General features: G+C 43.3%; 16 protein-coding genes and 2 pseudogenes. 15 read left to right on the forward strand and 3 right to left on the reverse strand.

Going from position 1 to position 21386, the window contains the following annotated elements:
* A pseudogene (locus L5M49_RS19150) lies at positions 1–142 on the reverse strand (IS4 family transposase); the annotation flags it as partial.
* A 106-nt stretch (positions 143–248) separates the two neighbouring features.
* Between L5M49_RS19150 and L5M49_RS19155 the strand changes: the two are divergent.
* The 4 genes and pseudogenes from L5M49_RS19155 to L5M49_RS19170 all read left to right on the forward strand — a co-directional run.
* Positions 249–515 (forward strand): annotated as a pseudogene (locus L5M49_RS19155) (hypothetical protein); the annotation flags it as partial.
* 167 nt (positions 516–682) lie between these two features.
* A complete protein-coding gene (locus L5M49_RS19160) occupies positions 683–1021 on the forward strand; it encodes a hypothetical protein (protein WP_105252539.1) in 339 nt (112 codons plus the stop codon).
* A 347-nt stretch (positions 1022–1368) separates the two neighbouring features.
* A complete protein-coding gene (locus tag L5M49_RS19165) occupies positions 1369–3357 on the forward strand; it encodes an ATP-dependent DNA helicase RecQ (protein ID WP_263266658.1) in 1989 nt (662 codons plus the stop codon).
* Complete coding sequence (locus tag L5M49_RS19170) at positions 3350–3625, forward strand: hypothetical protein (protein ID WP_028759892.1); 276 nt, start codon at positions 3350–3352, stop codon at positions 3623–3625. The genes L5M49_RS19165 and L5M49_RS19170 overlap by 8 nt, the downstream gene beginning before the upstream one ends.
* An 86-nt stretch (positions 3626–3711) precedes the next feature.
* Here the strand turns inward: L5M49_RS19170 and eco are convergent, their stop codons facing one another.
* A complete protein-coding gene (gene eco / locus L5M49_RS19175) occupies positions 3712–4263 on the reverse strand; it encodes a serine protease inhibitor ecotin (RefSeq protein WP_263266659.1) in 552 nt (183 codons plus the stop codon).
* Between the two features lie 643 nt (positions 4264–4906).
* Between eco and L5M49_RS19180 the strand changes: the two genes are divergently transcribed.
* From L5M49_RS19180 to L5M49_RS19200, 5 genes are all read left to right on the forward strand, one after another.
* Positions 4907–6127 carry a cation diffusion facilitator family transporter gene (locus L5M49_RS19180; protein ID WP_263266660.1) on the forward strand — a complete coding sequence of 407 codons (1221 nt, stop codon included), beginning with the start codon at positions 4907–4909 and terminating at the stop codon, positions 6125–6127.
* Positions 6128–6607 (forward strand): MarR family winged helix-turn-helix transcriptional regulator, encoded by a 480-nt coding sequence (locus L5M49_RS19185; protein WP_028759894.1) that lies wholly within the window; start codon positions 6128–6130, stop codon positions 6605–6607. It begins immediately after the preceding gene.
* 211 nt (positions 6608–6818) lie between these two features.
* Positions 6819–8912, forward strand: a complete 2094-nt coding sequence (locus L5M49_RS19190; RefSeq protein ID WP_263206680.1) for a prolyl oligopeptidase family serine peptidase — start codon at positions 6819–6821, stop codon at positions 8910–8912.
* 268 nt (positions 8913–9180) lie between these two features.
* Positions 9181–10806, forward strand: a complete 1626-nt coding sequence (locus tag L5M49_RS19195; protein WP_263266661.1) for a phosphoethanolamine transferase — start codon at positions 9181–9183, stop codon at positions 10804–10806.
* A 188-nt stretch (positions 10807–10994) separates the two neighbouring features.
* Positions 10995–12023 carry a GGDEF domain-containing protein gene (locus L5M49_RS19200; RefSeq protein ID WP_263266662.1) on the forward strand — a complete coding sequence of 343 codons (1029 nt, stop codon included), beginning with the start codon at positions 10995–10997 and terminating at the stop codon, positions 12021–12023.
* Between the two features lie 131 nt (positions 12024–12154).
* On the opposite strand, the gene L5M49_RS19205 is transcribed toward L5M49_RS19200, so the two are convergent.
* The gene (locus L5M49_RS19205; RefSeq protein ID WP_105252534.1) at positions 12155–14860 is read right to left on the reverse strand and encodes an acetate--CoA ligase family protein; all 2706 of its coding nucleotides are present in this window, start codon (positions 14858–14860) and stop codon (positions 12155–12157) included.
* A gap of 276 nt (positions 14861–15136) precedes the next feature.
* Here L5M49_RS19205 and L5M49_RS19210 point away from each other — a divergent pair, with 276 nt between their 5' ends.
* Genes L5M49_RS19210 through L5M49_RS19235 form a run of 6 tightly spaced genes read left to right on the forward strand, consistent with a single transcriptional unit; the run spans position 15137 to position 21383 of the window.
* Positions 15137–16279: a methyl-accepting chemotaxis protein gene (locus L5M49_RS19210; RefSeq protein WP_263266663.1), complete on the forward strand. Its 1143-nt coding sequence runs from the start codon at positions 15137–15139 to the stop codon at positions 16277–16279.
* Positions 16280–16293: 14 nt separating this feature from the next.
* A complete protein-coding gene (locus L5M49_RS19215) occupies positions 16294–16578 on the forward strand; it encodes an STAS domain-containing protein (RefSeq protein ID WP_219250813.1) in 285 nt (94 codons plus the stop codon).
* 8 nt (positions 16579–16586) lie between these two features.
* On the forward strand, positions 16587–18320 hold the full coding sequence (locus L5M49_RS19220) for a SpoIIE family protein phosphatase (protein WP_263266664.1): 1734 nt from the start codon (positions 16587–16589) through the stop codon (positions 18318–18320).
* A gap of 3 nt (positions 18321–18323) precedes the next feature.
* The gene (locus L5M49_RS19225) at positions 18324–18689 is read left to right on the forward strand and encodes a response regulator (protein WP_028759902.1); all 366 of its coding nucleotides are present in this window, start codon (positions 18324–18326) and stop codon (positions 18687–18689) included.
* Positions 18690–18706: 17 nt separating this feature from the next.
* Positions 18707–20860, forward strand: a complete 2154-nt coding sequence (locus L5M49_RS19230; RefSeq protein WP_263266665.1) for a chemotaxis protein CheA — start codon at positions 18707–18709, stop codon at positions 20858–20860.
* Positions 20861–20870: 10 nt separating this feature from the next.
* On the forward strand, positions 20871–21383 hold the full coding sequence (locus tag L5M49_RS19235) for a chemotaxis protein CheW (RefSeq protein WP_049821692.1): 513 nt from the start codon (positions 20871–20873) through the stop codon (positions 21381–21383).
* Positions 21384–21386 lie beyond the last annotated feature (3 nt).

The following is a 21386-nucleotide window of genomic DNA, read 5'->3' on the forward strand; positions in this document are numbered from 1 at the left end:
AATTTCGACCTAACTCAGTCAAGGTCAGTGTCTTACATTCAATCAGTGCCTTAGAGGCCAGCATCAAGCTGTTTAATCGTTTTAGGTGAAGTTCTGGGCAGTATTGGTGTAAAGAATGTTGTAGGATATTGGCTTCGCGCATCTTGTTGTCCAAGTGTAGTTTTTAGCGAAACCATTTGATCATGCAACAAGATGCGCTTCCACCCTAATTTGATGATTTATTTGTAAATCATCAGGGGATTCTTCAGAACAAAATGCTCAATCAGTATTTTACGGATTTTGGCTGGCGTATGGTTCGCAAAGAATTATCTCAAATAAAAAAACGGCAAAAAAAGTCTCATATTGAGCTAAGCAGGGATATTATTTTGAGGTTAAAACATTATATGGAAACTCAAAAGTTAGACAGTTTTGACGAAGCCATTGATACCCTATTGTCAGAGCATAATGAAAATATTTCGCTTAATGTTTTACAACATACTGATGAGGATGTTGTAGACGACATTGTTGATGAATAGAACAAAAAAACGCGGATCTATATTTTGAAGAATATGATTTTAAAGTTGTTTTATTGCCTAAAATGGATTATCTAATAAGGGTAAGTTAGCCGTGACTTATCTGTGCAGACACGTAAAATTACTGTTAAAATCTTATGTTTACGACTAGATAACGCGGGGCATTAGAGATGAGTTTAAGTATTGCAAACGATAGGAAAATTGCGGTTTTATGCCGAATTGAACCTGGCTGTCTCGGACCTGATGGCGTAGATCATATTGAGGCTTTTTGTGCTTTAGCCCAGAAAGCGATGCAACATTTTGACGTCGATGTCGGCACTTGGGTGTTGATCCCAAGATATGATAAAACCTTAGAAGAGATGCAATATAGTCTTGCAAATAAGCTGCTTTCGCGTGAGCAGGCAACTAAATATTTAGTTTCTATAGGGCGTGACATTGATGGTTTTGAAGAAAGATTTCAGGACAAACTGACGTCGCTGATCAATCTATATCTTGCTAGAAAACCTTAAATGCTCAATTTATCGGAGATGTATTTTTTGCTGAGATTCATCTGACGTCTTGTTTTTTTATAGGAGATATTGGATCGAATTTTTACAAATCGGTTTTATTTTCATATTTAATTGCTGACTAAAAAAGTAAATTAATTGTATATTAATCATTGTGTTTCAATGAAATCCGCACCTATAATTACGCTCCTGATGAGCAGTTAAGTTGGCTTGAAAACTCAGTTGTTGCTAATTAACTCCGTAAAGTACGTCAAAATTTGCTAGACTAGTCGACTCACTTAATGCTGAATCTTTTTCTTGCGGTATACCCGAATTTTGTGGGTGGTAAGGATAAGTGTAAAGGACGGTTGATGTTCAATCCCATTCCGGAAACCAATCCATACGTTAGTTTATTGCAGCAGGATTTCGGGTTTTCTGAATTTCGCCCTGGTCAAGCGCAAACGATAACACAACTGTTAGCAGGGAAGTCGAGTTTAGCGATTTTCCCGACAGGTTCTGGTAAATCCCTTTGTTATCAATTTACAGCATTGCAGTTACCCCATTTGAGTTTAGTGATTTCGCCTTTACTCGCCTTGATGAAAGATCAGCTGGAATTTTTGCAATCTAAGGGAATTCATGCGGCCAGCATAGATTCAACCTTAAGCGCTGAGCAGAGTCAGCAAGTGATGACAGATGCACGCTCTGGCAAACTGAAAGTTTTAATGGTGTCGGTGGAGCGTTTCAAAAATGAACGCTTTAGGCAGTTTATTCAATCGGTTCCGCTGTCTATGTTGGTCGTCGATGAGGCGCATTGTATTTCAGAATGGGGTCACAATTTTCGGCCCGATTATCTTAAATTACCCGATTATCGGCGCGAGCTTGAGATCCCGCTGGTACTGTTACTGACGGCCACTGCGACACGTAAAGTGAAACTGGATATGGCCAAGCGCTTCGATATCGCGCCCGAACACATAGTACAAACGGGATTTTATCGACCCAATTTAGATTTGACTGTTCTGCCCGTGTCGACGCAAGAGAAAAATGCCTTACTGGTTAACCAGATAACATCATTCTCAGGTGCTGGTATTGTGTATGTGACGTTACAGCAAACCGCCGAAACAGTCGCACGACTCTTGTGCCAACAAGGCATAGTCGCCAGTGCTTATCATGCTGGATTTGAAGATGAAAAACGTCAACAAATTCAAAATGATTTTATGCAGGATAAGCTGCAAGTGGTGGTAGCTACCATCGCCTTTGGTATGGGAATCGATAAGAGCAATATCCGTTTTGTGATCCACTATGATTTGCCTAAATCCATTGAAAACTACAGTCAAGAAATCGGCAGAGCAGGGCGTGATGGTGCCTTATCCCATTGTGTGACTTTAGCCAATCTTGACGGACTCAATACCGTTGAAAATTTTGTGTATGGCGATACGCCTGAGCGAGAAGGTATAGCGCAAGTCATTGAAGCAATTCGACTTGAACAAGATTCTGGTCAGTGGGAATGTCAGCTTAATGGCGTGTCGATGGTGAGTAATATTCGCCAGTTGCCATTAAAAACGTTACTTGTACAGCTAGAGATTCTAGGTGTGGTTAAGCCGTTATTTGCTTATTACGCCGATGTTAATTACAAATTTTTAGTGGATAAACATGTCATTCTGAGCCGCTTTAATCCAGAGCGGCAGGCCTTTTTGACGCAAATTTTTAATCATACGCAGATGAAGAAAATATGGGGCGCGTTAGATTTTGATGCCTTGTACAGTGCGACGGGCCATGAACGCAGTCGTGTATTGGCCGCGCTGGAATATTTAGCTGAACATCAGTTGATTGAATTAGAAACCAAACGAATTACCGATGTGTATCGGGTGGATGTTGCCGCATTAGCGCGTCCGGAACTCATCGATGAGCTGTACCATTATTTTATTGATAAAGAGCAGAAAGAAATTGCGCGAATAGCGCAGTTAGTCCGCTTTTTTGAACTTGAGACGTGCTTAAGCCACAATTTATCCCGTTATTTTGATGATAATAAGACGCCGGCTATCTGCGGTCATTGCAGTGTCTGCCGCGGTCATTTCGCTAAGTTGAGTTATTCGACGGAACCGACTTGGCCGACAGATCTGCAGATGTTGGCTGATTTACATGAGTTGAAGCATCATTTAACGGCCAAAGGTATTGATGCTTTATCACTTGATACCTATTGTCGTTGCCTCGCTGGTATGTCAGTTCCTTTGGTTAGTCGTTTTCAAGTGCGTAAGTTGAGTGGTTTCGGCCGCTGTGAAAAATTGAGATATGCTGAAATTAAACAGAAAGTTGAGTCACTGTTGTCGCAACTAGATGATAAAAGAGTTGAACATGAATAAGGCCGTAAAAAAGATGTTAGCCACCCATGAACATTTGGTTCACTCTGAAGGTGTGACTGTGGTTTCGCATATGCAAAGGGAAAAAGCGGAGTGGATACAACATACTGTTATGATTGAAGATTGTGACGTGCCGTTTAAATTTAGACGGGTCAAAAAGTATCGTAATCTGCAAGGGCAAAAGATCAATGTCATCTATTACCCAGAGACAGAAACTGTGGCAGGTTTTGAAATAGAAATTATGCAAGTTGTTAGAATCAAACGATTCTAGTTAATGCGCTTCGAGTCTTTGCTTTTATCAATCAGCAAAGACTCGAAGCGCATTTGATTGATGACGCAAGAGTTAAATTCGGCTATTTACTTGGAATATTGATAGGTTGAATCTACTTTCCAAGTTCTGAAACGCAGTTCAGCGCCTTCTGGTAGATAAAACACCTTAGGCAAGCGACTGTCATAGCGCATTTTTAGTTCACCCGGAATACGTACAAAAGCTTCTTTCTTCGCCAATTCGAAACAGGCCATCATAGTGCTTGGGCCTTCAGCGATTTCATCCACTTGATAGTAGTTATAACCCCAACCTTGCACTGTCAGTTCCTTCAATTCCCCGTTTAATCCATGCTTATTGCAATCAACCATTTGAGTCTGACCAATTTGGATTTCGACCATGTAGTCATCTTCGTTTTCTAATTTAGGTAAACTTAAAATGTGCTGCACCATACCTGCTGCCGGAGCAGGGAACATCTTAGTGGCTTCCTGTGCGCTGTAATCTTTTGGATCGAAACGTTGAATACTGATCATAGGCGCATTTAACCCTGTTGGATGTGGTGGGTTCACCGCCGCGGCATTGAATGACAATAGTGCAAATGCAAGGTGAACAGTGCTAACGCTAAATAAGGTCTTCAATTTCATTTTGTTTCTCCTAATCGAACTGAATTGATGTCGATAAATTTGTCTGTGTTCTGCTCCCTATAAACGCAGCAGAGGTAAAAAAGGGTTAAATTATTCAATAAAAAATCGATTTTTTATTCAAATAATTCTTTATCAATCTGAATAATAAGGGTTAATTATACTTTCCAATGACTTATTTTGTTAAGTTCGCAGCTATTTCAATTCTTTGCTGTGGCTGTTTTATGACTCCATATCATGCGAAAAATATACGAAACAGCCTAGATAAAAACCTTAAAACTTGGATTTCAACTTGCACTGAAAAGCCACCGCTGTGTCTGTCTATAACTGCATAAGGCTGTAATAAAGCCAATCTAACTCTGCTATGTGAGCTGTTTTTACTCATAAATCAAGCGCTAATCCATTAAACCTTGCCTGATATCCTTTGCCTAGTCTAGCTGCCTATCTTAATTCACATATCAGTGTCTCGACTGATGGCAGGAGAGCAGATGCATTATGGGGATTCAAATACACGTTTAAAAGTTTGAAAACAGTATATCTTGATAAATAGTTAATTTGATCTTCATATATTTTGATTTTCAAACTATAATTCAAGCGACGAGTTTTTCACCATTAATAGCGATAGAAATGGAACAGGGGCCATACAATGAAATCAATGACAGCCGAGCAAGCGACAGGGCATCAAGCTACTACGGGAAGCCGCCAAGGGCACTCACTCGCCCAGTGGCAGCACGCCCATGAGTTTTCGAGTCAGAACCGCGATGGCGAGAAGAACACTCGCTATGTACTGTATTTAACCGTGATCACTATGGTGGCTGAAATTGCTGCCGGAACCATCTACGGTTCTATGGCACTGCTCGCCGACGGTTGGCACATGGGAACCCATGCCGCGGCCTTTATGATCACGTTATTCGCCTATTCGTATGCCCGTAAACATGCTAACGATCCTGCATTTGCTTTCGGTACTGGCAAAGTGAGTGTACTTGGCGGTTATACCAGCGCAATAGCGCTAGGACTTGTGGCACTGGTGATGTTAATTGAATCGGGAATGCGACTGATTAACCCTGAGCAAATCCATTTTAACGAAGCCATATTTGTGGCTGTCATAGGTTTGAGCGTTAATGTGCTGAGTGTATTTTTACTCAAAGATCACCATACCCACGACCATGGGCACACTCATGGTCATAGTCACGATCATGGACATCAAGATGATCATGAAGACGAGCATGCTCATCACAGCTGCGAAGCACACTCCTCCCATGACGATCACGTCCATACGGCTCATTCACATGGTGCGGGTCCACATTCACATGATGACTCACATGCACACGATGAAAGTCATCAAGATCATAGCCATTGCCATCATAAACAGGAGCACCATACTGCTGAGCATGAGAGTCAGAAGGCACACGGTGGTCATGATCACAACCTACGCGCCGCCTATTTTCACGTATTAGCCGATGCGTTAACGTCAGTGCTCGCCATTGCGGCCTTGTTGTTTGGTAAATACATGGGACTGACTTGGCTCGATCCAGTTATGGGTATCGTGGGTGCTGTGATTATTAGTCGTTGGTCATGGGGCCTCATTCAGCAAACGAGTCCTATCTTACTTGACGGTGGTGTTAAAGCGTCATTGCAGCGTAAGGTCGTGGAAACTCTTGAGGCCGTACCGGATCATCAAGTGGCCGATTTACATCTTTGGCGAGTGAGTGCCGATCACCATGCTATTATGGTGTCTATCGTGTCCCATTCACCGAAAGATGTCAGTTATTTTAATCAGTTACTGTCACAATTTCCTGAATTGGCCCATATCACTATTGAACTCCATACTTGCCGTCAGCGCGAGTGTATGGCTAAGGAAGCCTAAATGACTGTTGAACATCATCATTCATCAAACCTGAATTCAACGACTGCTCATTCAACGGCCGCACATTCAACAGATCATGCATTAAATCATGTGATTATTGAATTTTACGAAAAGCTGTCGTCTTGGGAACACGCCATTGTACGTGACAAAGGTTTTAGCCTATCGCAGGTGCACACCATTGAGTTACTCGGCGTGCACGGTGCCATGAGGATGAAAGAACTGGCGGATAAAATTGGTGTCACAACAGGCACACTAACGGTCCAAATCGACAAAATGGTAGAAGCTGAGTGGGTTGTACGTCGTCCCCATGAAACCGATCGTCGTTCGATTCTGGTGGAGTTAACCGAAAAGGGCCAAACTTTGTTCCTCGAACATGATGCATTACATCTACAACTCACTACAGATCTCACCGCTAAAATGAGCAGTGAGGAACGAATCGTACTGCTTAATTTGTTGTCTCGTATGAATAACGAGTTTTAATTTACCCTATTTCATCCACTAAAAAGCGTCCCTCGTGGACGTTTTTTTATAGCATGACATTTTTAAAAACGCGATTCATTCTAGATTAATCATCAGCTATTACAGTATCTTACCTTTTGTTACATTCTTGTTGGATTAATAGTTGAACTGGATATTAATTAAGGTAATGTAAGGGCAGATCTCAAGATGGACTTTGTTTAAAAGGAATAGAATGAATAATAAATTACTGCCTTTGTGCATTGCAGGAGTGCTCGGTATGAGCGGTCAACTTCACGCAGAAGAAGATAAATACATTTGGTTAGAAGATGTTGAAGGCGCAAAGCCGATGGAATGGGTGAAAACCCAAAATGCTGCATCTGCCGCCGAAATTAAAGCGTTTAAAGGTTTTGATACCTTAGTGGCGAACAGTCTCGCCATCCTGAACGATAAAGAACGCATTCCCTACGCGACCCACATTGGCGACAAGTTATACAACTTTTGGAAGGATGACACCCATGTGCGCGGTATTTACCGCCGTACTACCATGGAAGAATATGCTAAACCCGATCCCAAATGGGAAACCGTGCTTGATATCGATGCCCTAGGTAAAGCTGAATCCGTCAATTGGGTATTTAAGGATATTAGCTGTCAGTATCCCGAAAATGAGCGCTGTTTTGTCTCACTGTCTCGCGGCGGTGCCGATGCGGTGGAAGTGCGAGAATTTAATTTAAACACTAAATCCTTTGTTGCCACCAAAGATAAGCCATTCTTTTTGAAAGAAGCCAAATCAAGTCTGAGCTGGATAGATAAAGACCACGCCTTTGTTGGCACTGATTTTGGTGATGGTCAAAGCATGACTGACTCAGGTTATCCACGGGAAGTGAAACTCTGGCAACGTGGTACAGCACTCGAGCAAGCGAAACCGATTTTCACTGGTGACAAAACCTCAGTCGCAGTATCAGGCTGGGTTTTATTCGATGATAAAACGCCGCTGAGTTTAGTCACCGAGGCACATACTTTTTATACCGCCAGCCAATATGTCTATCAAGATGGCAAACTCATAGGGTTACCATTACCTCAAGATGCTGAGATTAAAGGTTATTTTAAAGGTAAGTTATTTATTGAGTTAAAGAGCGATTTAACCAATAAAGACGGTAACTTTAAGCAAGGTGCGGTCGTGTATGCCGATGTGGCGGATCTTATCGCCCAAAATGCCAAATTCAGTTTATTTGTGAGCCCGACTCAGACCGCATCGATAGCGCAGCTTAGTTTTAGTAAGAGTGCGATTTTCGTGAATTGGCTCGATAACGTGAAAAGCAAATTAGTGCGGTATGAGCAAGACGAAAAGGGCGCTTGGCAAAGCACCCAAGTCCCATTCGAAGCGAATGGCGCCCTGACGGTAATGGACGTTGAGCAAGACAGTGATGATTTTTTCGTGAATTACACTAGTTTTCTTGAGCCTTCAAGCCTCTATACGGTTAATGCAAAAACCTTAAATCCGAAGAAAATTAAAGGTATGCCGCAACAGTTTGCTGCGGATAAGTTTAAAACTGAGCAATACTTTGCGACGTCTAAAGATGGCACTAAAGTACCGTACTTTGTGGTGATGGCTAAGGATCTTAAGTTAGATGGCACTAATCCTACGCTACTTTATGGCTATGGTGGGTTTGAAGTCTCACTGCGTCCATCCTATTCGGCCACCATTGGTAAGAACTGGTTAGAGCAGGGCGGCGTATATGTGTTATCTAACATTCGTGGCGGTGGCGAATATGGCCCAGCTTGGCATCAAGCGGCGTTAAAGCAAAATCGACATAAAGCCTATGAGGATTTCGAGGCAATAGCGGAAGATTTGATTGCCCGTAAAATCACGTCAAGCAAACATTTAGGCATCCAAGGTGGCAGTAACGGTGGCCTGTTAATGGGGGCGGCGTTTACCCGCAGGCCTGATCTGTATAACGCTGTAGTGTGTCAAGTGCCTCTGCTTGACATGTTTAGATTCAATAAGTTACTCGCCGGTGCCAGCTGGATGGGCGAATACGGTAATCCGGATATTCCTGAGGAATGGGCTTACATTAAAACTTATTCTCCGTACCATAATCTGCATAAAGACGTGCATTATCCAAAGGTCTTTTTCACCACATCGACCCGTGATGATAGGGTTCACCCAGGTCACGCCCGTAAGATGGTTGCTAAGATGAAAGACATGGGAATTGATGTCTTGTACTACGAAAATATCGAAGGTGGCCACGCCGGCGCTGCAGATAATAATCAAGCCGCGGAACTTAATTCAATGGCGTTTGCCTACTTATTACAGCAATTAAGATAATTACCGCTGGGTTAGCATGAATTGTTAACTCTTCACTGGTAAAACCGAGCAAGACCCTAATAGGTTGGGGAGCAGAAAACGGTCGAACTTATTGAGGTTCGGCCGTTTTTTTAAGTTTATTATTTAATGTTAACAATACCCACAGATAATTTGAGCCATTGCCAAGAGCTTGCTACTATTGCGAAAAATTTCACTGTCAAAGGCCTAAGACTACCTTAAGAATACTAAGTTATTCTCGACAAACAACTAATTTGAGTGAGAGCTATCAGTGTTAGCAAGATTTAAGACTCTATCGGTGAATCGATTCACTTTTATCACAGCGTTATTTTACGTCTGTATTTTCAATATCCCATTGTTTGGCATCATTAAGAAAGGCATTGAAAAACAACCTGATGTCGATCCTATCTTCATCGCTACTGTGCCGTTGTTTTTAACCTTTGCACTCAGTTTTGTATTTTCCTTATTTACGGTAAAGTATCTCGTTAAACCGTTTTTCATCTTACTCACCTTGTTATCATCGAGTGTGTTCTTCGCTGCCTATCAATACAATGTCGTCTTCGATTACGGCATGATAGAAAACACTTTCCAAACCAATCATGCCGAAGCGTTCATGTATGTGAATTTTGCTTCGATAATGAATATGTTACTGACAAGGATTTTACCCGCGTACCTTATCTATAAAGCGGATATTCAGTACAAACCTTTCCTAAAAGAACTACTGCATAAAGTGCTTTTTATGCTAGCGATGTTGGCAGGACTGGGCATTATTGCTTTCTTCTATTTTCAAGATTACGCGGCCTTTGGCCGTAACAACGACGAGCTAAAACGTTACATCGTGCCGACATATTTTATCGGCGCTGTCTCTAAGTACATCAATGTGCAGTACTTGCAAACGCCAATGGAATATCAGCAACTTGGCCTCGATGCAAAAAATGTCAGTGCCAACTCAAATGGTAAACCGAATTTATTAGTTCTAGTCGTGGGGGAAACCGCGCGTTCAATGAGTTATCAGTATTATGGCTACGACAAGCCAACCAACTCCCATACCCAAGACCAAGGATTAATAGTCTTTAAAGATACCCATTCATGTGGCACGGCAACGGCGGTATCTTTGCCTTGCATGTTTTCTCGCATGGGACGGGAAGATTACGATTCACGCCGTGCCTATGCTCAAGACACCGCCGTTGATGTGTTGGATCATGGCGGTATTAAAGTGCAGTGGTTTGACAATGATTCTGGCTGTAAAGGGGTGTGTGACCAAGTTGAAAACATAACTATTGATTTGAACAGTGATCCTAAGTTGTGCACTGGCCAATATTGTTTCGACCAAGTATTACTGAACAAATTAGATGAAGCCTTAGCCAACGCAGAACGCAAAGATACTGTGATTGTATTGCATGTCATTGGTAGTCATGGCCCGACTTATTTCTTACGTTATCCAGCAGAACACCGTAAGTTCACACCGGATTGTCAGCGCAGTGATATACAAAACTGCAGTGAAGATGAGCTGATGAATACCTATGACAATAGTATTTTGTACACTGACTATATTATTAGCGAAGTGGTTAAAAAGTTAGAAAACCAACAAGATAAATTTGATCCAGCCATGTTGTATCTGAGCGATCATGGTGAGTCATTAGGCGAAAAAGGCATGTATTTACATGGCGCGCCTTACAGTATCGCACCGATTGAGCAGACGAGCATTCCTATGCTTGCTTGGGTGTCAAAAGATTTTAGCAAAGATAATCAATTGGATATGGATTGTTTGGCTGAGCATGCGGCGAAAGGTGGTTTCTCCCATGACAATTTATTCGATAGTCTATTGGGACTAATGAATATCAAAACTGAGGTATATCAGCCTGAATTAGATATCTTTGCTCGCTGCCGCGGTTAATTGTGGACTTAATTGTCGCGAGGTTTAGTTCGTTCTAGTTGGTTCGACACCATGATGAGGAAGAGGATGGCAACATCCTCTTTTCTTTTGCTCCCTGTCATAATAATTGATTTCTCCCATATCCAAATCGAATCAGTTGAGTTAACTTAATGCATACAAAAACATAACAAATCTATGGTTCGCGATTTATGTCTTCTACTGCAGAAAATAGAGAACTTGATTCTGCCGCGCAAATTTTGCGTTTGGCCGTGCCGCAAATGTCTGCCCTCGATATTCCTGTTACTCCTGAAAATTACACTGTTTGGTATGAATATTTTGCAGGTACAAATCTCGATTTAAATCGCGCGATTGATGGTTTTTTGGCGAATTCGGTCTCTTTTACCAAGGAAGTTAATACCAGTCTTTATAAAACCTTTATCCAAGAACAGTCACCAGAAGTAATTGAAAATGTTCAGATTGAAACACAAATCTTGATCAATAGCCTGTTGAATAAAATCAGCCAGTTGAGTCAAGGAACCGCGGCATTTTCTGGCTCATTAGCCGAGTTTGGTTTGCGATTACAAACTAATCCCGATATCAATACCTTAAACGAGCTGGTTGATGGTGTGGTCGATGAGATGCAGATGCTACTTATCAACAACCGTGAGATGGAGCAAAGTCTGTGTACCATGGGTCAAGAAGTGCAAAATCTTAAATCTGAAATGGAAAATCTTAGCCTCGCAGCGATGACAGACCAATTAACGTCTCTGCATAATCGCCGCGCCTATGAATTGAGTATTCAGGATCAAATCTACCGTTCACAAGATCACCAGACCCGCTGTAGTCTCTTACTGATTGATATCGATAACTTTAAAGCCTTTAACGACACCTATGGCCATTTGACCGGCGATAAAGTATTGGCCTATGTCGCATTAGCCTTAAAGCAATGTGTGCGTGGGGATGACTTTGTTGCGCGTTATGGCGGCGAAGAATTTGTGGTGGTGCTACCTAACACCCATTTTCACGACGCATTGCAAGTGGCTGAAAATCTGCGTGAACGTATTTCTGAGCGGCGCTTAACGGTAGGGAAAGACAAAAAGCTTTCCCTTGGCGCGATTACTGTCTCGATTGGGATGGCCTCATTGCAACAGGGGGATGATGCTGAAACGCTGTTTAGTCGCGCCGATAAAGCACTGTACCAAGCTAAGTCCGAAGGCCGTAACTGTGTTAGAGGCTGAGAATGTGATGCGAGTGTCGATGTTTCAAGGCGTTAAGTATTAGCTCGGTCGCTATTTCGTTAAATAATCATTTACTTAGGATAACAAAATGCCGCAATGATTTGCGGCGTTTTTGTTCGTCTGGATAGGTGCTATTGATCACTGGGCGGTTTTAAATCCATGTGCATTTTGATCAAATGCTCCTCCATATCGAAGGTCACTTTAAAACCGAGACTCTTGGCAAGACTGGCCATATTGCGATTCTCAAACATGGTAAAGCCGGTGAGCACGGGCGTGTCGTTGGCCTGATAATATTTGATTAATTTTTCGAGTAACAACTTGCCTAACCCTATACCTTGATGATCGCCACGCACCGCCATGGCAAACTCGGCCTCGGTATTATCAGGGTCAATAGATGCACGCACGGCACCTAAGGTGATGTCATCGCCATCGGGTCCCTTCGCCGTGGCGATAAAGGCCATCTCACGGGCGTAATCGATTTGAGTTAATACCGCCATTTCTTCATGGGTCATTTTCGAGCGCACCCCAAAATAGCGTTTGTATCTGTCTTCATCGGATAGCGAATTATCGAAGGCCAAATGTTTAGGTTCATCTTCGGGCAAAATCGGCCTTAGCATTACCTTAAGGCCATTTTTTAGCTCGGCGAATTCTTCTAATTCCTTCGGATAGGGCATGATGGCCATCCGCGATGAACTGTCGGCATTGGCATCATGCAAACGGATATTCACATCGAGCAGAGTGATGTTTTCACCCGCGGCCAGTACTGGGTTTAAATCTAACGAGGCGATTTCAGGGCAATCGATAATAATATGGGATATTTGCGTTAACATCACGCACAGGGCATTCATGTCTAGGCCCAGTGGTAAATGTCTGTCTTTTAACTTATGGGTCTTTAACGCTTGGATCACCATATAACGCGCCAGTGCCATATTCAGGGGAGGCAGGGCAACGGCAGCATCATTGGTGGGGTCCCATTCTGAGCCACCTTCGCCAAGGCAAATCGCCGGACCAAAGACGGGATCGCTTATCACGGCCACGCGGATTTCCTGTGCGCCAGCGGTCAACGCCATTTTCTGCACTATCATGCCTTCAATGATCGCTTCGGGATTGGCCTGATGCACCCTCTGGGTAATCGCATTCGCGGCGTGGCGGATATCTTCAGCCGAGGTTAAATTGAGCATTACTCCGTGCACATCGGACTTATGCAAGATGTTAGGGGATTGCACTTTTAACGCTAAGGGATAGCCCGCTTCATTCGCAATGGCCACCGCTTCATCGGCATCTTTCACAAACCAAGTGTCTATGGTGTTAAGCCCATAAGCACGCAAAATAGGGCTGGCCTCATGGGTTTCCAGTACCGATTTTCCTTTAGCTTGAGCCGCTTGTAGTAATTTGCGCGCCGTGAGGCTATCTGTCGGAATATTATCGGGGATCGATTGCGGCACTTCTTGCAGCAGTTTTTGGTTACGACGGTATTCAACCATGTGCATAAAGGCACCCACAGCACCTTCGGGTGTACGGTAGGTTGATATACCGCCCTTAGTGAAGCGTTTTCGTGCCTGATAAGCCGAGTCTTCACCGCTCCAGTTCGTCAAAATATTGAGGCGATTCTTTTTGGGATGCGCGTGGATCACACTCACCAAAGCATCAGCTATCTCAACACTTTCACCGAGTGCTGAAGGGGAGTGCAAGACCAAAATAGCGTCAAGTTCATTGGAATCCATCAAGATAGTCAAAGCTTTAGCATATCGTGATGCGTTCGCATCACCAATGATATCGATGGGGTTTTGCCTTGACCAAGTATTCGGTAACACGGCTTCTAATTTGGCTATGGTGTCTTCTGATAACTCCGCCAGTTTACCGCCGCGCATAATGAGTTCATCTACCGCTAATACGGCAGGACCGCCACCATTACTGATAATCCCTAAGCGCTCACCTTGCAGCGGATTGGAATGCGCTAAACTTTCAACCGCGGCAAACAGTTCAATTAAATCGTTAACCCGCAACATACCTGCACGGCGAAACGCCGCTTCATACACGGCATCGTTACCGCCAACACCGCCCGTATGCAATTTTGCGGCGCGGGCACCTTCGGCGCTACGGCCCGATTTAATCACTAGAATTGGTTTATTGCGTGAAGCGGCTCGAGCGGCCGAGAGGAAATGGCGCTTCTCATTCACCGAGTCGATATAAAGCATGATGGCGCTGGTGCGGCTATCGCGGCCGAGGTAATCGAGCAGTTCGTCAAAGTTAATGTCGGTGGCATCACCGAGGGAGATAAAGGAGGAAAAGCCAATACCTTTGTTATTGGCCCAATCGAGTACCGTTGTACAAATGGCGGCAGATTGAGACACAAAGGCAATTTTGCCCGGTAGGGCGCTGGCGTGTGCTAAGCTGGCGTTTAATCCCAATGGGGGTAATAGCATTCCTAAGCTATTTGGCCCCAGAATGCGCATCCCGTAACGCTTAGCATTTTGCATGGCAAGGTCGAGCAGGCTCACGCCATCTTCGTTAAATTCCTGTGCCATTCCCGCTGCCATAATAATGGCCACCTTACAGCCAAATTGCGCAAGGGTTTCAACGATGGCGGGCACACGGCAAGCGCGGGTACAAATAACCGCTAAATCGGGTTTGATGGGTAAGGCTTCAATATTGGGATAGGCGAGCACACCCATCACTGCCCGATACTTAGGGGTGACTGGCATGATAGGCCCCGAAAAACCACTCGATAGTAGGTTTTTCATCAGCACATTACCCGCGCGTTTTTCGGTATTCGAAGCGCCGATAATAGCAACGGAAGTCGGTTTAAATAAGGAGTTTAATGTACGTTGACTCATAAGCGATCCCATCCCAATCCATGACGCTTCCAGTGTAACCTAGGGTATGAGGACTGCACAGTTAAGTTTCGGGTTCCATTAAGACAAGTTTATTAGCAAATCATGAATTTACGGCAATTTACTGAGAATTAGCGCTCAATGCTGAGGATTTATATCGCGATAACTGCATTTTCCGCATTGCGACACGTAACAATGTGAATAATTTCACTTTCGTGTTTGAAAATCACCCAATATGAAACTACTTTTTAATCACTGTACAATTATTGTGAAGTCCATATGACATACAAGGATGGGGTCGTTGCGGTGCTCGCGGCAGGCGTTGGATATTCGCTGAGTTTGATGACATTGTGGGTTATCGGTCCGGTTATTTCTGTGTTGATTATGTTGCTGTGGCAATTTTATCAGCATAAGCAAATGCAGTCAGTTCAACAGCATGATGATAAGTCCTTCAACAACCAACTTGCCGCGGACTGGCAAGCCCATGTCAGTCTGTATCAAGAGTCAATCACGACGCTTAACGGCTGCGAGGCTAACATTGACAGTGTGCTAGCGGTGCAAGGTGACGCAGTCAATTTGCTCGGTGAGTCATTCGATGGTTTAGGGCGGTTAATGACGGAGCAGACAGGATTTATTTCAGATCTCGTTAAGAGTACTGATGATGCGGAGTTATTCCATTCAGATCAAATGAAGCAATTTGCCAATAATACCTCAATGACCTTAGAGCGCTTTATTCAATCCACCATAGAAATGTCGGCATCAACTATGGAATTGTTGGAAAAAGTGAATCTCATCTACGAGTCTATGCCTCAAGCAATGAAAGCCTTGCAAGACATAGATCAAATCTCGTCCCAGACTAATTTGCTCGCTTTAAATGCGGCAATTGAAGCGGCGCGGGCGGGTGATGCGGGTAGAGGCTTTGCCGTTGTGGCAGATGAAGTGCGCGCTTTATCCACTCGTAGCGCAGGTTTTAGTGAAAGCATACAAAAACAGCTTAAATCAATTCAAATTCAGATTGAGCAATTAACCGTACACGTGAGTAAAGTCGCCGCTCAAGATATGACTTATATTATTGATGCAAAAAAGGATATAGATACTGCACTAAGGCAGATTATCGTTAAAGCAGAGAAGGATTCTCAAGTGATTGAACGTATCGATTCATCGGCACATGAACTAGAACAAGCCATCTCGGATACTATTCGGGGATTGCAGTTCAGTGATATTACTTCCCAAAGCCTGATTTACACAAATCAGTCCCTAAACCATTTAAAAGAATCGCTCAATCACGTCACCACTATGTCACAACAGGAGTTTGGCATTAAGGGGGATGACATCACAATACAAATGAGTCGCCGACGTCAGGAGACTCATAATCCCGTTTCAAGGGATCAAATTACCTGTGGTGAAATTGAACTCTTTTAATTAGGGATAACACAATGTCAAATATTAAAGTTATTTCATTACCAGAGCGCTTTGACTTTTATTACCACAAGAAATTCACCAGTGATTATCAAGATATTTTAACGCATCCAGAGGTTAACCATATTATTTTAGATTTTAGTCGAGTGCTTTACCTCGATAGTTCTGCTTTAGGCATGATGGTATTGCTGCATCGTAAGGCGCAGGAGTTACATATTTCTACGTCTGTAAAAGGTGCACATGGTCAGGCGAATGAAATTCTTAGTATTGCCAATATGCAGAAAATCTACATCATAGAGTAACACTCATTATGGTATCGCTTACTCAGCCGGAACATTTTATTTTAGTTATCGATGATGACGCTATTGCGAGTCAAAGGATCAGTGACTTTATTCATAGCAAAGGTTACAACGTCATTGTCTGTAGTGATCTAGAAGAAGGTTTATTTGAAATAACGCAAAATACGGTTGATTTAATTCTGATTAACTATTGGTTAAAGGATGGTACCGCACTGGCGTTACTGGACAAGTTGAATAAGGATAAAAAAGAAACACCTGTTATCGTCATGAGCGAGACAAAAGAAAATCAATCCGTGTTAGCCTGTTTTAGAATGGGGGTTTTGGATTTTGTTGTTAAACCGATAAATGTTGAAATATTTTGGTACAAGGTTGAATGTTTACTTACCCGGGTGCAACTTCAGCATAAAGTAGAGCATCAAAGAATTGAACTTGAAAAAATGCTTTATGAAAAGGCCCGAGAAGAACACATGGCCCGGCATTTATTTGAGCACTTGGTCAATATTGATAATACTGACTTTGATTTTGTACATACTTATTGCCAAGCCAGTGCCAATTTTAGCGGTGATATTATCCTCAATGGCATAGCGCCTAATGGCAATTTCTTCTTAATTCTTGCCGATTCAACGGGTCATGGCCTGAGTGCAGCCATGCCCATCATGCGTGTTGCCAGTACATTTAGGGCCATGGTTTCAAAGGGATTTTCTTTAGTTACGTTTATTTATGAACTGAATGCTAAGCTCCACCGAGAAAACCCTGAAGACAGATTTGTTGCATGTATTATTTTAGAAGCCGATTTTAATCGTAATAAATTACACATTTGGAATGGTGGTATGCCACCCGTGTATATTCAAACGGGGGGAATTGACTGTTTAACAAACCACAATATTAAAGAAACTGACCTTTCTCGTTCAGTCAGTAATCAATCCATCGATAAATTTAAATCGACAAATATGGCCCTTGGTATTTTACCTCCGCATACTTTTATAGCAGATATTGTTACGGTTGATTTACCATCCCATGGGCATGCTTGCCTTTTTAGTGATGGTTTAATTGAGCAATATACCCATGACGGCAATCCATTTGGCATTGATAAATTAAAAGATCTATTTATTCATTTGTCAGGTGGTCTAGTTAAATATTTAGAGAGCAATATGCATGAGTACTGTTCTGCTGAAAATATTGCCGATGACATCACTATTTGTACCTTAGATTTTGAACGATTAAACACTTGGCATCAAGATCGTGATGTTAGTCGTATTAAAGCCATTATGGATGGTGAGTTCTGCTGGGATGTCAGTATTACAGGGCCTATGCTACTCAGCGCTGATTATTTAAGTTCATTGAATCAGTTTCTCAGCATATTGGGATTTGCGACTAATTTCTGTCAACGGGTTTTTACTGTTGTCGCCGAGTTATTTAGCAACGCTATTGATCATGGTGTACTAAAATTAGATTCTCGACTAAAAAATGATCCAGAAGGCTTCGAACTGTACCATAGTATTAGGGACAGTTTTACAGATAGGCTCACGGAAAATGATTGGGTAAAAGTGAGCATCATCTGGCGTTCATCGCAGGATGAATTACATATTAGCGTGGCTGACAGTGGCAAAGGCTTTGAGGGTGATGAAAATTTGATGGCGGACATTCCTCAGTTGTCTGGGCGCGGTCTCTTACTGGTGAAAACATTATCTAAGACCTACGAATTAGTACCGCCAGGGAATATAACTAAAGTCATAATGGAATAGTGCATGAGTAAAAGAATATTAATTGTTGATGATTCCGCAGCGATTCGACAAATGGTCGAAGCGACCCTTAAATCGGCTAATTATCAAGTGGTACTGGCCAAAGATGGTCGAGAAGCACTCGATATCTGTAATGGGCAGAGATTTGACTTCATTCTGACAGACCAAAACATGCCTCGAATGGATGGGCTGACCTTAATTAAATCCTTACGTGCTATGTCGGCATTTATGCGTACGCCGATCATTATGCTCACCACGGAAGCGGGCGATGACATGAAAGCCCAAGGGAAAGCCGCGGGTGCGACGGGATGGATGGTAAAACCCTTTGATCCTCAAAAGTTGTTGGCTATTACGGCTAAAGTGCTGGGTTAACTGCAACGGGGTGCGCTATGTCCATCAATATGGCCGAGTTCCATCAGGTCTTTTTTGAAGAAAGTCATGAACATCTTGAAAATATGGAACAATTGCTATTGGCATTGGACCTTGCTTCTCCCGATCCTGAAGAACTGAACACCATTTTCCGTGCTGCACATTCTATAAAAGGCGGCAGTGGTATTTTTGGTTTTACCGCATTAACCAGTGTCACCCATGTGATGGAAAACCTGCTGGATAAAACGCGTAAGGGTAACTTCCAATTAACGTCATCTATTATCGATTTACTGCTGAGTACTGTGGACACGTTATCCCATATCTTGAGCTTGTACCGCGAAGAAGAGCAGATTGATTGGCAGGAGGTCGAATACAGTAAAAGTCAGTTGGTTGCGGCGTTAAATGGTGAGCCTTTTAGTTCATCAGTTGCGATACGTAATGGTACAGACGCCGCTAGCACTCCCATCATAAATGCAACACCCACCGAACCAGTGGAGGCAGAAGATCTGGGTTTTGGATTTTTTGAAGATGAAATAGCACGTGATATTGCCATCGAAGGTGAAGACTTTGGATTTTTTGATGAGGCTTATCAAGCGGAAGACATCAGCGCTGACAGTGTGGCAAATAATAAAGAGTGTAATGCTGATCTGTGTGATGTGACAATTGACGATGATGAGTTAGGCTTTGGTTTCTTTGAAGCATTAACGCCAGAATCCTTCGCCAATGAAATCGAGTTATTAAGTTCGAAACCGCTAGTGCAGAAGGTTTATAAGCCAGCGACCACTCGAGCACATCAAGCCAAGGAAACTGGAAGTAGCCAATCCAAAAACATCTTATTTAAAGCCAAAGCGACTGAGCCCGCCGCACCTGATTCAACCGTGCCCACGAGTCCTTCTGTGAAAGCAAGCTCGCCTGCAATACTGAGTTCAAACGCAACATCAAACTCATCCGTTGCCCCAAAGCCCAATACCACAGAGGTGAAAACAGCGACAAAAAAACCAGCCGTGTCGGCTCAGGATGCCACCTTAAGGGTCGAAACCTCCAAAATAGATACCCTGGTTAATCTCGCGGGCGAGCTGGTGATCACTCAGTCCATGCTAACGCTTATCGGCAATGAAATGACGGGCGATTTAGGCGAGCGACTCAAGACCGCACTCAATGAATTGGAACGTAATACCCGTGAGATGCAAGAAGCTGTGATGTCGGTGCGTATGCTGCCGGTATCTTTTGTGTTTAACCGTTTTAACCGTTTGGTGAGGGATCTTTCTGAGCAACTGGGTAAAAACGTCAATCTCGTGATTGAAGGTGGCAACACAGAAATAGACAAGGGCATGATTGAAAAGCTCGTCGATCCGCTGACTCACTTAGTGCGCAATAGTTTAGATCACGGTATCGAAAAACCTGAAAAACGGCTCGCAGCGGGTAAATCCGAAGTAGGTGTGTTATCCCTTAAAGCCAGTCAAAGGGGCGGCAATATCGTTATCGCTGTGCGCGATAACGGCGCAGGCTTAAATCGTGAACGCATTATTCAAAAGGCGCGGGAAAATGGTTTGCAAGTGGCAGATAACAGTAGCGACAAGCAAATTTGGCAATTGATTTTTGCCGCAGGATTTTCAACTGCGGAGGAAGTCACAGATGTGTCAGGCCGCGGTGTCGGTATGGATGTGGTGCGCCGTAATATTGAAGCCTTAGGTGGACGCATTGATATTGAATCCACTGAGGGCCAAGGCTCAACCTTTGAAATCCAGTTGCCACTCACGCTCGCCATTGTCGATGGTATGACGGTTTCTGTGGGAAATCAGATCTACATTCTGCCCTTAGTGCACATCATAGAATCTATTCAGCCGCAAACGGAACAACTTAAATTTCTCGCCAAAGAAAGACTCTTAAAAGTACGTGAAGAGTACTTACCTCTGCTCAATCTTTATCAGCTGATGGAAATTGAGCCCAATGCCCGCTGCCCAGAAGAGGGCATAGTCGTATTGCTCGAAAGCAACCACAAGCGCTTTGGCCTGTGCGTTGATGCCTTAGTTGGCCAGCAGCAAGTGGTGATTAAAAGTCTTGAAAAACATTATCGCAGGATCCCCGGTGTTTCCGGCGCCACCATCATGGGCGATGGCAGCGTCGCGTTGATCCTCGATGTCGAATCGCTCGCTCTGCACATTAAAAATTAAGGAAATAGCCATGGAGAGTCGATCAACTATGACCGCCAAAGTGGAATACAACGCCCATGATGAGGTGGAGTTTTTAAGCTTTATGTTAGGCGAAGAGCACTATGCCCTCGATATTATGTCCGTCAAAGAAATTCGCGGTTATGAGTCGGTCACTAAAATCGCCAACGCCCCCAGCTTTATAAAAGGCGTGATTAATTTGCGCGGCGACATAGTGCCCATAGTGGATTTGCGGATGAAATTTGCTGTTGGAACCGCCACTTATAACGAGTTCACTATCGTTATTATGCTCAATGTGTTTGAACGTATAGTCGGCATAGTGGTCGATGCCGTCTCCGATGTGATTAAGCTGTCGGCGGAGGAAATCTTACCCGCCCCAGAATTTGGGGTGGCATTCGATAGCCGCTACCTCAAAGGCTTAGCCACGGTCGAGGATAAGATGATCATTTTAGTAAATATTCAGGCTCTGATCAGCAGTGATGAGCTGGGTCTAATTGATGCAAATAGTCTGACTGATCAGGAGTAACAA

It is taken from the genome of Shewanella sp. SM74, assembly GCF_025653725.1.
GTDB classification, from domain to species: Bacteria; Pseudomonadota; Gammaproteobacteria; order Enterobacterales; family Shewanellaceae; genus Shewanella; species Shewanella oncorhynchi.

Coding starts and splice junctions, on each gene's coding strand:
- eco (WP_263266659.1), bottom strand. CDS start 4,263: ATGAAATTGAAGACCTTATTTAGCGTTAGCACTGTTCACCTTGCATTT.
- L5M49_RS19160 (WP_105252539.1), top strand. CDS start 683: ATGAGTTTAAGTATTGCAAACGATAGGAAAATTGCGGTTTTATGCCGA.
- L5M49_RS19205 (WP_105252534.1), bottom strand. CDS start 14,860: ATGAGTCAACGTACATTAAACTCCTTATTTAAACCGACTTCCGTTGCT.
- L5M49_RS19170 (WP_028759892.1), top strand. CDS start 3,350: ATGAATAAGGCCGTAAAAAAGATGTTAGCCACCCATGAACATTTGGTT.
- L5M49_RS19165 (WP_263266658.1), top strand. CDS start 1,369: ATGTTCAATCCCATTCCGGAAACCAATCCATACGTTAGTTTATTGCAG.
- L5M49_RS19200 (WP_263266662.1), top strand. CDS start 10,995: ATGTCTTCTACTGCAGAAAATAGAGAACTTGATTCTGCCGCGCAAATT.
- L5M49_RS19220 (WP_263266664.1), top strand. CDS start 16,587: ATGGTATCGCTTACTCAGCCGGAACATTTTATTTTAGTTATCGATGAT.
- L5M49_RS19235 (WP_049821692.1), top strand. CDS start 20,871: ATGGAGAGTCGATCAACTATGACCGCCAAAGTGGAATACAACGCCCAT.
- L5M49_RS19215 (WP_219250813.1), top strand. CDS start 16,294: ATGTCAAATATTAAAGTTATTTCATTACCAGAGCGCTTTGACTTTTAT.
- L5M49_RS19230 (WP_263266665.1), top strand. CDS start 18,707: ATGTCCATCAATATGGCCGAGTTCCATCAGGTCTTTTTTGAAGAAAGT.
- L5M49_RS19190 (WP_263206680.1), top strand. CDS start 6,819: ATGAATAATAAATTACTGCCTTTGTGCATTGCAGGAGTGCTCGGTATG.
- L5M49_RS19225 (WP_028759902.1), top strand. CDS start 18,324: ATGAGTAAAAGAATATTAATTGTTGATGATTCCGCAGCGATTCGACAA.
- L5M49_RS19180 (WP_263266660.1), top strand. CDS start 4,907: ATGAAATCAATGACAGCCGAGCAAGCGACAGGGCATCAAGCTACTACG.
- L5M49_RS19185 (WP_028759894.1), top strand. CDS start 6,128: ATGACTGTTGAACATCATCATTCATCAAACCTGAATTCAACGACTGCT.
- L5M49_RS19210 (WP_263266663.1), top strand. CDS start 15,137: ATGACATACAAGGATGGGGTCGTTGCGGTGCTCGCGGCAGGCGTTGGA.